Below are 12,955 nucleotides of genomic sequence, written 5' to 3' on the forward strand. Positions count from 1 at the left end.
GACCAGCGCCGGTGGCTTGGCGCCGAGGGCTGAGTGAGGGCGCTGGTGATTGTTGAAGGTCATCCATGGCCTGATGGCCGCTTTCGTCTCCGATCCGGTCTCCCAGGCATGCAAGGAAACGCATTCGTATTTCAGGCTCCGCCACAGCCTCTCGATGAAGATGGTGTCGAGGGTGAGCCTGCGAACGCCTTTCCCATCCATCGATATTCGCACCCCTGATTGGCGGAGTCGGTCCGTCCTGGTAAAGGACGTGGACCGGCTGTCCTGGTCGGTGTTCATGATCTCGGGCGGGGCGAACGTATGGATGGCCTGGTTCTGGGCCGCTTGCAGAACTCGGCTTCCAGCGTATTCGAGATGCGCCAGGCCAGCACCTTGCGCGTGAACCGGTCCAAACTGGCCACCAGATAGGAAAAGCCCACGCCGCATCGGCAGATAGGTGATGTCCCGGCACCAGACCTGGTTGGGCCGGTCCACCCGCAACCCTCTCGGCAGACAGGGATAGGTCTTGTGGTTCCTCGCCGGCCTGCTGGTATCGGGTCTTGGGTAGATCGACATCGGACGCATGAGGCGCATCAGCCGACGGCAGATGCCAGGTCATTTGCCCGGCGCCGAAGAACGGCGTGTCCAGGAACTGCTCGTCCATCAGCATCAGGCCGAGGTTCAGCGCCGTCTCGCCCTTGGCGTGGAGGAGAAAGACGAGCGCGCGATCGACAGCAGGCAGCACTGCTGGCCGATCGACAGGTCCGGGTGGTCGGGCTCGATCATGCCGTTCGGCATCGTCTCTCGGACCCATGGCGTTCCAATGCCTCATCACTTCCCGCCCCAGGGCTTCAGCTTTGGTTCCCAAAAAAGAGTTGGCCACCGCCAGCTCCCCGATCCTGGCGTGGAGCTCCCTTACCTGCTCCTCGCCAATCTCGGGCCTCTTGCGGCCTCCGCGCTCGAACACCCCGGAGGCCCCTTCCGGCAGGGCTCGCTTCCATTGATCGATCATCGTCGGATGCACCCCGAACCGGCCGGCCAGCTCGGCCGCCGTCTCCTCCCCCTTCAGGGCTTCCAGCGCGACCTTGGCCTGGAACTCAGGCGCCTGCTGCCGGCGTTTCGACATCTCTGATCTCCTTCCCCTCGAAGATCAGCTGACCCAAATTCGTAGCTTATGTCAGTGGCCGAATTTAAGAGCGGCGCTCAGTTCCAAATGTGACCAGTGATGGACGGGTTTCATCATCAAGCGAGGTTTGACCTGCGCGGAAGCATCGAATTCATTCTCGGGCTGAACCATCGCCGGTGATCAGCCGCCCCTCAACACCCGCCAACGCATCAAGCGCCATTTATAGGAGTGATGCCCCAGCCACAGTTGCCCCAAACTGTCCCAGTGGCGATCTTAAGCAGTTTCGGCGGGGCAAATGGTCGCGGAATCGATGCTCGGCGGGTTTGCCGCCACATTGTGACAGCGGTGTTGTGCCGCCGGGGTATCCATCGGGAAATCGGGTCTGCAAGACCTTGTCATGCAGGCTCCGCCAAATTGGACAGGATGGGCGCGGGGCCGCCTTTCAACAGCGCTTGGTAGGCGTCACGGATCGGGATGGCAAAACGGGGATTGGCGGCCAGATCGGGGGGAAAGACTTCTCTCAGTTGCAGCATGGCATCGATGAACTCGGCGCCGTCCTGAGTGCGAGCCACGGTGTCGGCCAAAACATCGCGCATGGGATCCGAAAGGGCGTTTCCCTGCGACACAGTGTGACGCACCAGCTGCATCCATCCCGCGATGGCCAAGGCAGTTAGCGGCCAGGGACGCCCCGCGGCGACATGGTCGGCGGCGGGTGCGACCAGCCGCTGCGGCAGCTTGGCACTGCTGTCTGTGGCGATCTGCGCGGTGCGGTGATGCAGTCGGCTGTTGGAAAATCGTTCGATCAGCCGCCGGGAATAGACTTCCAGGTCGATCCCGTCCAAGGGCTTCAGCGTCCTGGCCTGTTCGTTCAGCATAAGCCGAAGCGTGGCCTGTCGCAGGACAGTGTCATTCATGCAGTCGGCCACAGTGCGATACCCGGACAATTGCCCGACGCAAGCCAGAAAGCTGTGCGCGCCGTTCAGCATCCGCAGCTTCATTTCCTCGTAGGGCGCGACATCGGGGACAAGTTGAGCCCCGGCCCGCGCCCAATCGGGGCGACCGGCGGCGAAATTATCCTGAATGACCCATTGGCGAAACGGTTCGGTCACGATGCTTTCGCGATCAGCTCGGCCAGTCGTGGCGGCGATCAGGTCCAGCGCGGCATCGTCCAGCGCGGGCACGATGCGATCGACCATCGTGGCGGGGAAGCTGACGTTCCTCTCGATCCAAGCGGCAAGATCGGCATCGCGCATGTCCGCGAAATCCAGCACTGCCCGTCGGGCCAGAGCGCCATTATGGGGCAGGTTGTCGCAAGACAGCACCGACAGCCCGCCATGTCCAGCCGCCCGGCGCGCCGCCAGACCCGCCACGATGACGCCGATGGCGCTGCACGGGTGGTCGGGATCGGCAAGATCGGCGCGGATCGCGGTATGGTCGCGATCCAGTCTTCCCTCTCGCAGGGCATAGCCCTTTTCAGTGATCGTCAGCGATATGATTGCCAGCGACGGATCTGCGATGCGCGCCAGCACCGCGTCGATGCCATCTTGGGCGGGGTGCAGTGTTCCAGCAAGCGTCGTGATGCGTCGGGTTTGGGTGCCGGTATCATCAGTGGCCAGCACGTCATATTCCAGACCTGCCGCCTGCAGCGCATTTAGTCCCTCGACGCCGGAATTCAGCCGGCAGGCGATGACGCCCCAATCGCCGCCAGCATCGCGCAGGTCCTGCAGGTAAACCATCATATGCGCACGGGCGAAGGCACCAAAACCAAGGTGCAGGATACGCGGCTGCAGGGCAGGGGTGTTCGTGTCAGCCATGGGGAATGTCCCTCAGCAGGATGCTGTCGGCATCTTGTCCGTTCACGCGCAGCTTGCGTGTCTCGGATGCGGGCAGGGTCAGATGCAACCGGTCAAAATGCGGGCGCCATCCGCCCTGCGCGCGCAGGGTCAGATCAATGGTCTGTGCATCGCCGCGCAGGGCCATCGACAGCTGCCAATGGTTCCCCTGCAATGCATCAACGGCATCGCCGTCGTCCTCATAGAGAATCGCGGCATCCACGAAATCTCCGGGCGCGGGGTGGATGGCCAACACGCGGTCACCGTCCAGTGATGGATCCGCCCGCATGGCGCCAGTCGACAGCGGCAGGACCGCCCCCGCCCTCACGAACAGCGGCATCGAAGCCAGATCGACCGGCAGGGTGATCTGCTGACCGCCCTCATGGTGGATGCCTGTGTGAAAATCCCACCAGCCGGTGCCGTTGTCGGGCAGCCACAGGCTGCGCGTCGTCGCACCTTCTTCGATGACACTGGCCACCAGCAGATCACGGCCCAGCATGAACTCGTCGCATTCGCGGCGGCAATTCGGATCCGCGTCGTGATCCATAAGCGTCGGACGCAGCATCGGTTCATGGTTGGTCACCGCCTGCCACAGCAGCGTATAGAGATAGGGGACCAAGCGGTATCGCAGCGCCAGCGCCGCCCTGATCTGGGGCATGACCTGCGGATACATCCAGGGTTCGTTGACGGTGGCATCCTCGTTCCATGAATGGATGGTGAAACGGGGGTGGAAGATGCCATTCTGGACCCACCGCACGAACAGTTCCGGTTCAGGGCGGGGGCCGGAAAAGCCGCCGACGTCATGGCCGATATTGAAGATGCCCGACATCGACAGCCCAAGCCCCATGCGGTTGTTGTAACGCAGGGTCTTCCATTCCGTGCGGTTGTCGCCCGTCCATGTCTGGGCATAGCGCTGGATGCCCGGTGCGCCCGACCGGCTGATCAGATAGGGGCGGCGATCCGGCGCGTGATCCACCTGCGCATCGCGCGAGGCGCGCGTCATCAGAACCGGCTGCAACGGGCGGATCAGCCCAATGTCGATGGGCTGGCCAAAGCCGTGACAGCGCGCACCGCCGTCCCAAATCTCGTATTCGTTGTTGTCGTTCCATGTCGACCCGATGCCGTGATCCAGCAACTGAGATGTGACATTGGCCTTCCACCACGCGATGGTGTCAGGATTGGTAAAGTCCAGATGCGACCCCTCGTCGTCCCAGAAGACCGAGATCTCGGGGGCATCGCTTTCGCTGTCGCGAATGAACAGACCGGCGGACAGGGCTTCGGCGTGGCGGGGGTGATCCTGCAGCAGGCAGGGTTTGATATTGGCGATCAGGTGCAGATCGCTGTCGGCGAAACGCGCGGACATTGCGTCGATGTCGGGGAACTTGTCGGTGTTCCAGTGGAACACATAGCGTTTGGCCCCGATAGAGCTGTATCCCGACGACATCTGAAAGCTGTCGCAGGGCAGGTCATTTTCAGCGATGCTGTCCAGGAACCCTTCCAGCCGCGCTTGCCCGTCCGGGGCATCGGTATAGGACATGGTCGACCCGGAATAGCCAAGCGCCCAACGCGGCGGGAACGCCGTCCCACCGGACAGCCATGCCTGACGACGCGTCAGCCCGGCAAGATCGGGCGACCAGGCCATATAGTAATCCAGATCGCCATCCTCGGCCCGATAGGCGCGATAGGGGGCATGATAGTTGTCCAGCTCGTTGCCCAGATCGAACCAGCAGCTGGCAAGATTGTCGTAGAACACCGAAAATGCCCCGGCATCCGCCGTTCGCGTCATCGTCACGGGAATATGCTTGTAAAGCGGATCGGTGCGTTCGGCGTCATAGCCCATGGCGTCGAGGTTGCGCATCTCGAACCGGCGGCCGGACCGTTCCAGATCGCCCGCCTTTTCGCCAAGGCCATAGATCTGCTGGTCCGGCAGCCGACGCAGGAAATGCGCATGGGCGCAGGTGCGGCTGTCGGCCATATAGGCGCCGGTGGGTCGATCTTGTGCGAAGCTGTGCCATTCATCGCCGATGCGCGCCTGCCATTGCAATTGCAATGGCCGCAGCACGGTCAGACGGATGGTGGCGGATTGGATGACAAGGCTCTCATCCGTTTCGGTCAACGTGAAATCGGGGCAGGTGAACCCATCGTTCAGATCCCTGTGGCGGCCCTCGAAGGGAACATCCCCGGCTGGGGCGATGGACCAGCTTCGGTCCAGCCGCCAACCCTGCGATCCGATCAACGACACGCGAAACAGGTCATCTTCCAGCACTGCGATCCGCAGATGACGGCCCCGATCGACATCCAGCGTGACAGTTGCGCCGTCACGTCCGGCAAGGGTCCAGTTCTTCAAAGTCTTCATCGGGGCATCAACCGTAGTTTAGAAGCCAGCGCGGCAAGGCGAGGCTGATTTCGGGAATGAAGGTCACGGCAGCCAGCAGGACGATCATGGCGGCATAAAGCGGCAGCATCGGTCGGATCACCTTCGCGATGGGCACGCCGCCGACCGAACAGCCGACGAACAGCGCCGATCCCACGGGCGGCGTGCAGATGCCGATGGACAGGTTCAGCGTCATCATGATTCCGAAATGAACGGGATCCATGCCCAAGTCGGATACCACCGGAAAGAAGATCGGCGTGAAAATCAGCAGGGCAGGGGTCATGTCCATGAAGGTGCCGATGACCAGCAGCGCCAGATTGATGACCAGCAGGATCACCAGCGGGTTGTCGGACAGCGACAGCAGATAGTCCGACAAGGCGAACGGGATGTCGCCATATGCCATGGCCCGCGACATCGCGATCGACGTTCCGATCATCAGCAGCACCACCGTCGTCGTCACCGCGCTTTCCAGGAAGATCCGCGGCAGGTCGCGCAGGCCGATCTCTCGGTACCAGAACAATGCCAGCACCAACGAATAGATGACGGCGGCTGCCGAAGCCTCGGTCGCGGTGAAGATGCCGCCGATGATGCCACCCATGATGACGACAATCAGCCCAAGCGGCAGGATGGCGTCCAGCGTCCGGTGGCGAACCTCGGCCATGCTGGGGCGCGGGGCCAGCGGATAGCCGCGTCGCTTGGCGATGAAGCCCGCCACGATCATCAGCGACAGCCCCAGCAAAATCCCCGGCAGGTAACCCGCCACGAACAACGCCGAGATCGACGTCCCCCCGGTGATCAGCGAAAACACGATCAGCGTGGTCGAGGGCGGGATCAGCAGGCCGGTCGGACTGGATGCGATGTTCACGGCTGCCGAAAAGGCCGGGTCGTATCCGTCCTTCCGCTGCAGCGGCGCCATCACGCCGCCTACGGCCGCAGCCGATGCAACGGCTGATCCGGAAATCGCGCCGAACATCATGTTCGCGATGACGTTGCAATGCGCCAGCGCGCCGGGCAGGCGGCCGCCCAGAACCTTGGCGAATTCGATCAGGCGCAGCGCGATGCCGCCCCGGTTCATGATGTTGCCGGCCAGAATGAAGAAGGGAATTGCCAGCAGGGTGAAGCTGTCCAGCCCCGACACGATCTGCTGGGCGACGATGAAGATCGTCTGGTCGAAGGACATGAACAACAGGAATGTCAGCGCCGATGCGATGCCGATGGCGAATGCGATGGGCACGCCCACCACCATCAACACCCCGAAAGATGCAAAGAGGACGATTGCGGACCAGTTCATCGCTTGGCCTCCGGTTCGGGGGGAAGGGGGATGTCCTCGGGCGGGTTGAAGATGGTGCCGCCCCGCGCGATCAGCGTCAGGTTCCCCGCCGCATAGGCCGCGATGATCGCGCCCGACAGCGGGACCGCGCCATAGACCCAGCCCATCGGAATGCGCAGCGTCGGCGATATCTGTCCCGATGCCAGCGTACGCTGCACCAGCTGCATGCCGCCCCATAGCATGACGATCAGGGCGAAAGCGGCGATCAACAGGGTGATCAGCACCTCGTTCAGGCGACGCGTGCGACCTCTCCGCGACGTGGGAAGCAGGTCGATGGCCAGATGGCGCCCCTGACCATAGGTATAGGCACCCCCGACCAGGGCCAGCCACATGAACAGGAAACGCGCCAGTTCATCGGTGACGGTGGATGGGGTGCCAAGGGCATAGCGGCTGAAGACTTGCCAGCTGACGCAGACCAGCAGGATCAGGAAAACAACGATGATCCCCGACCGCAAGAGCGTATCCGCGATACGCCTCATGGGTTGGGTCCCCTTTGCAAGCAACGGCTGGTCATTTGCGATCCTCCCTCTCCAAGCACGGGCGTACCCGATTTGCCGAAACATGACCCTACATCCCCAATTGGTCAACCAATTTATGCTAATTGGTTGACAAGTTCTATGTTTGGTGGATGAATTGTTGCGGGATAACGGGCGGTCGGGATGAACGGGCGGCCACCCGACCTTTCATGGGAGGAACGAATGAAGATAGCGACCAGACTGACCTGCGGTTCTGCCCTGGCCTTGGTGGCGATGACCGCCCTGGCCGAGGCCCGGACCCTGCGCCTGAACCACAACAACCCCGAGGATCACCCGGTCCATCTGTCCATGCAGCGCATGGCCGATGAGGTCGAGGAAGCCACCGGCGGTTCCGTCAAGATCCGCATCTATGCCAACGGCCAGTTGGGATCGCAGCGCGAGTCGACCGAGCAGGTGCAGAACTGTTCGCTGGACATGGCGCGGTCGAATGCGGCTGAACTCGAGGCCTTCGTGCCGTCCTACGCCGTTTTCAACCTGCCCTACATGTTCGCCAGCGAGGAGCATTTCGATCAGGTGATCGCAGGCGACCTGGGGCGGCAGATCCTGGATTCGGGCATCGAGCAGGGCATCCGAGGTTTGGCCTATTACACCGAAGGCGCCCGGTCGTTCTATGCCAACAAGCCGATCCTGTCGCCGGACGACCTGAAGGGCGTCAAGATGCGCGTTCAGCCCAGCCCCTCGGCCGTGCGGATGATCGAACTGCTGGGCGGCAACCCAACGCCGATCGGCTGGGGTGAGCTTTATTCCGCCCTGCAGCAAGGCGTCGTGGACGGGGCCGAGAACAACCCCACCGCACTGACGACCGCGCGGCACGGCGAGGTTGCCAAGCATTTCTCGATGGATGAGCATACGCTGATCCCCTCGGTCGTCTTCATGTCGAATTGTGCGTGGGAGGAATTGACGCCTGACGAGCAGACCGCCCTGACCACCGCGGCCCGCAATTCGATGATCAGCCACGGAGAGGAATGGAAGATCGCGTCCGACAAGGCGATCGAGGATGCACAATCCGAGATGGGCGTGGAAATCCACCAGGTCGACAAGGCCCCCTTCATCGAGGCCGTGCAGCCCATGTACGACGAGGCAGCCTCCGCCAATCCTGAAATCGGAACGCTGATCGAACAGATCCGCGCATCTGCACCCTAAGCCAAGGAGGGCCGCCATGCTGGAACGTTCAGATCTTGCCGAAAACGCATTGGCGGCCCTTCACGACGAGGCCTATGCCGCGCCATATGACAGGCGCGATCTGACCGCCGAGGGGATGATCTTCATCGGCGGTCGGCAGGCGCGATCGCTGGATGGCGCGTGGAATTTCTGTGTCGATCTGCTGGATACCGGGCTTCGTCAGAAATGGTTCGCCCTGCCGCCCGCCGATCCCGCCGACCGGACCGAGCCTTGGGACTACGATCCTCATATGGGCGACACGGTGCCGGTCCCGTCCTGCTGGCAGATGCTTCACGACCGCTGGTATTTTTTCGAAGGCGGGTCGTGGTACACGCGTGCCGTCGATCTGGACGCAGCCGACCTTGGGGCGGATGACGATGGCCGCCTGTTCCTGCGGGTCGGGGCGGCCAGCTATGACTGCAAGGTGTTTCTGAACGGCGAATTTCTGGGCGACCATGTGGGTGCCTCGACGCCGTTCTTCGTGGAACTGACCGGCAAGGCCCGGGAAGGGCGCAACTGGTTGATGCTTTTCGTCGAAAACCGTCGCAGGCCTGATCGCTTGCCGATGCAGAACACCGACTGGTTCAACTACGGTGGCCTCTATCGCGAGGTGTCGTTGTATCGCACGCCCAAGGTGGTGATCCGCGACCTGTTCGTGGCGCTGGCACCGGGCCGCTATGATCGGCTGCGGGTCCAGATCCATGTCGAAGGCGCCGACAGCGCGCAACTGACCATCGCAGGGCTGACGGATGCCACGATCCCGCTGACCGATGGTCGCGCGACGGTGGACATCGTAGCCGAGCCGCGCTTGTGGTCCCCCGAGGATCCGGTCCTGTATCATGTCGAAATGACCGCAGGGGCCGACCGTGTGACGGACCGCGTGGGCTTTCGCCAGATCGAACGCCGTGGGACGGATATCCTGCTGAACGGCAAGCCGATCTGGCTGCGTGGCATCGCGGTTCATGAGGATGACGAAAAGCTGGGCAAGGTCACCAACCATGAGGATCTGGCACGCCGTTTCGATCACGCGCAGGCGCTGAACTGCAATTTCATGCGTCTGGCCCACTACCCCCATCACGAGGACGCGGCCCGCATGGCGGATGAACGCGGCATCCTGATCTGGGCCGAGATCCCCGTGTACTGGGCCATCGATTTCGCCAACCCCGCCACGCAGACCGATGCCCGCAACCAATTGGCCGAACTGATCCGGCGGGACCGGAACCGTGCCTCGGTCGTGATCTGGTCCGTGGGCAATGAAAACCCCGATACCGATGCGCGCCTGTCCTTCATGTCGGACCTTGCAGACCTGGCCCGCGACATGGACCCCACCCGGCTGATCGCCGCTGCGTGCCTGATCAATCATCAGACCCTTCGGATCGAGGACCGGCTGGCGCAGCATCTGGATATCATCGGCATCAACGAATATTACGGTTGGTACGACGAGGATTTCGACGATCTGGAACGCATCGGGCGCAATTCCCGTCCCGACCGACCCGTGGTGATTTCCGAAACGGGCGCCGATGCCGATATCACGCCGCACGGTCCGGCGACGGGGCTGTTTTCCGAAAGCTATCAGACCGAGATCTATCGCAAGCAGATCGCGACCTTGTCCCGGTTGGATTACATCAAGGGCATGTCGCCTTGGGTGCTCTATGATTTTCGGACCGAGCGTCGGCAGGGCATCTTTCAGCGTGGCTGGAACCGCAAGGGGCTGATCGCAGCCGACAAGGTGACCCGCAAAGCCGCTTTCGACGTTCTTGCCCGCTTTTATGCCGATCGGAGGGATTCATGACCGCGCAGGCCCAACGCCGGTATCAGGACGTCGCGGCTGAACTGCGCGCGCTTGTCCGTGCCGAAGGGTTCAAGCCTGGTGACCGCCTGTTGACCGAGCGCCAGATCGCGCTGCGGCTGGATGTGGGTCGCAGCCTTGTTCGCGACGCGATCATCATGCTCGAGGTGGAAGGGCTGGTCCAGGTCCGGCAGGGATCGGGGATCTACCTGATGGAGCCCGCGACCGATGCGACCGTCGTGACGGATGACATCGGTCCGTTCGAATTGCTCGAGGCACGGATGGTCATCGAAAGCGCCGTGGCAGGGCTGGCCGCCGCCACGGTCACCAAAGCCGATATCACCGCCATGCGCGATGCGCTGGATCAGGAACGCCAAGGCATCTCGGACGGTTCGGGGGATTATTCGGGGGACCGTCGCTTTCATTTGCTGATCGCCGAGGCATCGCAGAACGGCGTTCTTCTTCGCACCGTGACCGAACTGTGGGACCGTCGCAGTCGCAGCCGCATGTGGGCGCAACTGCACAGCCGGATTTTCGATGACACCTATCGCGCACGCTGGCTGGACGATCACCAGGATGTGCTGGACGCCCTGCGCGCCCGCGACAGCGCACGCGCCCGCAAGGCGATGGCGGATCACATCGCAAACGTCAGCGCGACGCTGATGCAGCTGTCCGATCCCGATGACCCGGGGTTCGACGGCTATCTTTTCTCGACCACCCGCGCCTTGAAAGCGCTCTGATCTGAAAACAGGAGAATGACGTGAAGCAGACCTGGCGCTGGTTCGGCCCGAATGATGCCGTGACCTTGTCCGAAATCCGCCAGGCGGGGGCCACCGGCATCGTCACGGCCCTGCACCATCTGCCCAATGGCACCGTCTGGCCCTGCGACCAGATCATGGACCGCAAACGGATGATCGAGGATGCGGGCCTGACATGGGATGTCGTCGAAAGCATACCCGTTCACGAAGACATCAAGACGGCCAGCCCCGGTTGGGAACGCCATGCCGATGCCTGGGCGCAAAGCTTGCGGAACCTGGGCGCCTGCGGGATCAGGACGGTTTGCTACAACTTCATGCCGGTGCTGGATTGGACGCGGACGGATCTAAGCTATCTGCTGCCCGACGGCGCACGCTGCCTGCGGTTCGATGCCGTCGATTTCGCGGTCTTTGACATCCACGTGCTGCAGCGCCAAGGTGCCGCTGGCGATCACCCCGATGCGATCCGTCGGGCGGCCGATGAACGTGCGGCGTCCCTGACGCCGGATGCGGTACAGGCGCTGACCGATACCATTCTTGCCGGTCTGCCGGGGTCCGAAGAAAGCTACACGCCGGACCTGTTCCGGGCGCGACTGGCTGATTACGCCGGCATCGACGCCAACGCATTGCGCGCCAATCTGGCAGCCTTTCTGCATCATGTTTTGCCTGCGGCAGAAGAGGCGGGCGTCGTACTGGCCATTCATCCCGACGATCCTCCGCGACCGATCCTCGGTTTGCCGCGCATCGTTTCGACAGCTGACGACATGGCCTTTATCGCCCGGATCAGCGACAGTCCCGCCAATGGGTTCACCTTCTGCACCGGGTCTTATGGCGTGCGCCCAGAGAATGACCTGCCCGCCATGCTGCGGGCGCATGGCGACCGCGTCCACTTTCTGCATCTGCGGGCCACGCGGCGCGAGGCAGACGGCCTGTCCTTCCACGAGGCATCCCATCTGAATGGCGATGTCGCTATGGTTGCCGTCATCGCTGCTGCCTTGCAAATCCAGCAGGATCGGGGGATTGCCTTGCCCTTCCGCCCCGATCACGGACACCAGTTGCTGGACGATCATCACCGCAGGGGCGGTGCGCCCGGTTATCCGGCTATTGGCCGGCTGCGCGGCCTTGCCGAAATTCGAGGCGTCATCCATGCCTTGATGTATCGCCCCTGATCGCCACGGGCGGCAGGAAGCCGTCGCAGGCATTCGTTTGCGAATGTTCGGTGTATTCGTCCGGCTTGTGGGTATGGCCGATCGATCCGGGCCTGTCGATGACGGTCGGCCCGCCCTGCGTCTGGGCAACGCGTCCGCACACGATCACGGAGGCGGCCTTGGAATTGTCATTGGTGCCGGTCTTCCGCTTGACCAGTGTCGGGACATCGGCTTTGGGTTTGGTGTCCAGCCCCGGGGATTAAGCAAAACCTCGATTTCGATCCTGGGATCTTTATATTCCTGCGGCTCCGTCGCACAAATTATGTGATGGCCGAGGTTTATCGTTCCTTGGACAGACTTATCTTAGAGCCTTTGCAATAGGTATGCTGAGCGCGGTGTATCCATCCAGTACGGCGATACGGAGCCGCAGGTCTGCGACTTGGCAATCAAGGTTCCGCACCATGGGCGTTGTTGCAGGGCCCATCAGCTTGCGGGGTTCACGGCGTGAATCTGGTGGGTTGAGAGCCAGCCATGAGCAAGTCCGACCCCGCCCTCTACCGTACGACCAACTGGAAATCCTATTGCGACGCGCTGAAGCGGCGCGGATCTCTGCTCGTCTGGCTGGACCGTGACATGGACTGGCTTGCGCCGAAGGCAGTCGAGCCCGGACGTCCGCCGGTCTTCTCCGACGCCGCCATCCAGTTCTGTTTGACGATCAATGTGCTCTTCGGCCTGCAGTTTTCGCAAACGACCGGAATGGTCGCCGCCTCCCCGAGATGGCTGGTCTGGACTGCCCGGCCGTGGTGCAAGATGGACTCAGGGATATCGATCCGGGCCGATCAGCTGATCGGCTTGATGTGGCCCGCGTGACGTTGCCTCGATTGAATTGCGCCAACCGTCGGGCTGAACAGATGGGGCTGGTAAG

At 62.4% G+C, this 12,955-nt stretch carries 8 protein-coding genes and 2 pseudogenes; 5 read left to right on the forward strand and 5 right to left on the reverse strand.

Annotated features, from left to right (window positions below; translation table 11 throughout):
• The 5 genes and pseudogenes from IE00_RS10565 to IE00_RS10590 form a co-directional block, all read right to left on the reverse strand.
• Nucleotides 1–1,105 (reverse strand): annotated as a pseudogene (locus IE00_RS10565) (IS3 family transposase); the annotation flags it as partial.
• 395 nt (nt 1,106–1,500) lie between these two features.
• Nucleotides 1,501–2,919, reverse strand: coding sequence for a mannitol dehydrogenase family protein (locus tag IE00_RS10575; protein ID WP_072297092.1), 1,419 nt, complete (start codon nt 2,917–2,919; stop codon nt 1,501–1,503).
• On the reverse strand, nt 2,912–5,293 hold the full coding sequence (locus IE00_RS10580; RefSeq protein ID WP_072297093.1) for a TIM-barrel domain-containing protein: 2,382 nt from the start codon (nt 5,291–5,293) through the stop codon (nt 2,912–2,914). The genes IE00_RS10575 and IE00_RS10580 overlap by 8 nt, the downstream gene beginning before the upstream one ends.
• Before the next feature lie 7 nt (nt 5,294–5,300).
• Nucleotides 5,301–6,602, reverse strand: coding sequence for a TRAP transporter large permease (locus IE00_RS10585; protein WP_072297094.1), 1,302 nt, complete (start codon nt 6,600–6,602; stop codon nt 5,301–5,303).
• Nucleotides 6,599–7,120, reverse strand: coding sequence for a TRAP transporter small permease (locus IE00_RS10590; RefSeq protein ID WP_072297095.1), 522 nt, complete (start codon nt 7,118–7,120; stop codon nt 6,599–6,601). The genes IE00_RS10585 and IE00_RS10590 overlap by 4 nt, the downstream gene beginning before the upstream one ends.
• Before the next feature lie 219 nt (nt 7,121–7,339).
• On the opposite strand from IE00_RS10590, the gene IE00_RS10595 reads away from it, so the two are divergent.
• The 5 genes and pseudogenes from IE00_RS10595 to IE00_RS10615 form a co-directional block, all read left to right on the forward strand.
• Nucleotides 7,340–8,320: a TRAP transporter substrate-binding protein gene (locus IE00_RS10595; RefSeq protein WP_072297096.1), complete on the forward strand. Its 981-nt coding sequence runs from the start codon at nt 7,340–7,342 to the stop codon at nt 8,318–8,320.
• Nucleotides 8,321–8,336: 16 nt separating this feature from the next.
• Complete coding sequence (locus IE00_RS10600; protein ID WP_072297097.1) at nt 8,337–10,130, forward strand: glycoside hydrolase family 2 protein; 1,794 nt, start codon at nt 8,337–8,339, stop codon at nt 10,128–10,130.
• Complete coding sequence (locus tag IE00_RS10605) at nt 10,127–10,867, forward strand: FCD domain-containing protein (protein WP_072297098.1); 741 nt, start codon at nt 10,127–10,129, stop codon at nt 10,865–10,867. The genes IE00_RS10600 and IE00_RS10605 overlap by 4 nt, the downstream gene beginning before the upstream one ends.
• A 20-nt stretch (nt 10,868–10,887) precedes the next feature.
• A complete protein-coding gene (gene uxuA / locus IE00_RS10610) occupies nt 10,888–12,051 on the forward strand; it encodes a mannonate dehydratase (RefSeq protein ID WP_072297099.1) in 1,164 nt (387 codons plus the stop codon).
• Between the two features lie 510 nt (nt 12,052–12,561).
• Nucleotides 12,562–12,827, forward strand: a pseudogene (locus tag IE00_RS10615) (transposase); the annotation flags it as partial.
• Between the last annotated feature and the right edge of the window lie 128 nt (nt 12,828–12,955).

This window comes from Paracoccus sp. SM22M-07 (assembly GCF_001887735.1).
Lineage (GTDB): Bacteria > Pseudomonadota > Alphaproteobacteria > Rhodobacterales > Rhodobacteraceae > Paracoccus.

Excerpts from the sequence above, each read along its gene's own strand:
- IE00_RS10585 (WP_072297094.1), bottom strand. The coding sequence starts at position 6,602 with ATGAACTGGTCCGCAATCGTCCTCTTTGCATCTTTCGGGGTGTTGATG.
- IE00_RS10590 (WP_072297095.1), bottom strand. The coding sequence starts at position 7,120 with ATGAGGCGTATCGCGGATACGCTCTTGCGGTCGGGGATCATCGTTGTT.
- IE00_RS10575 (WP_072297092.1), bottom strand. The coding sequence starts at position 2,919 with ATGGCTGACACGAACACCCCTGCCCTGCAGCCGCGTATCCTGCACCTT.
- IE00_RS10605 (WP_072297098.1), top strand. The coding sequence starts at position 10,127 with ATGACCGCGCAGGCCCAACGCCGGTATCAGGACGTCGCGGCTGAACTG.
- IE00_RS10595 (WP_072297096.1), top strand. The coding sequence starts at position 7,340 with ATGAAGATAGCGACCAGACTGACCTGCGGTTCTGCCCTGGCCTTGGTG.
- IE00_RS10600 (WP_072297097.1), top strand. The coding sequence starts at position 8,337 with ATGCTGGAACGTTCAGATCTTGCCGAAAACGCATTGGCGGCCCTTCAC.
- IE00_RS10580 (WP_072297093.1), bottom strand. The coding sequence starts at position 5,293 with ATGAAGACTTTGAAGAACTGGACCCTTGCCGGACGTGACGGCGCAACT.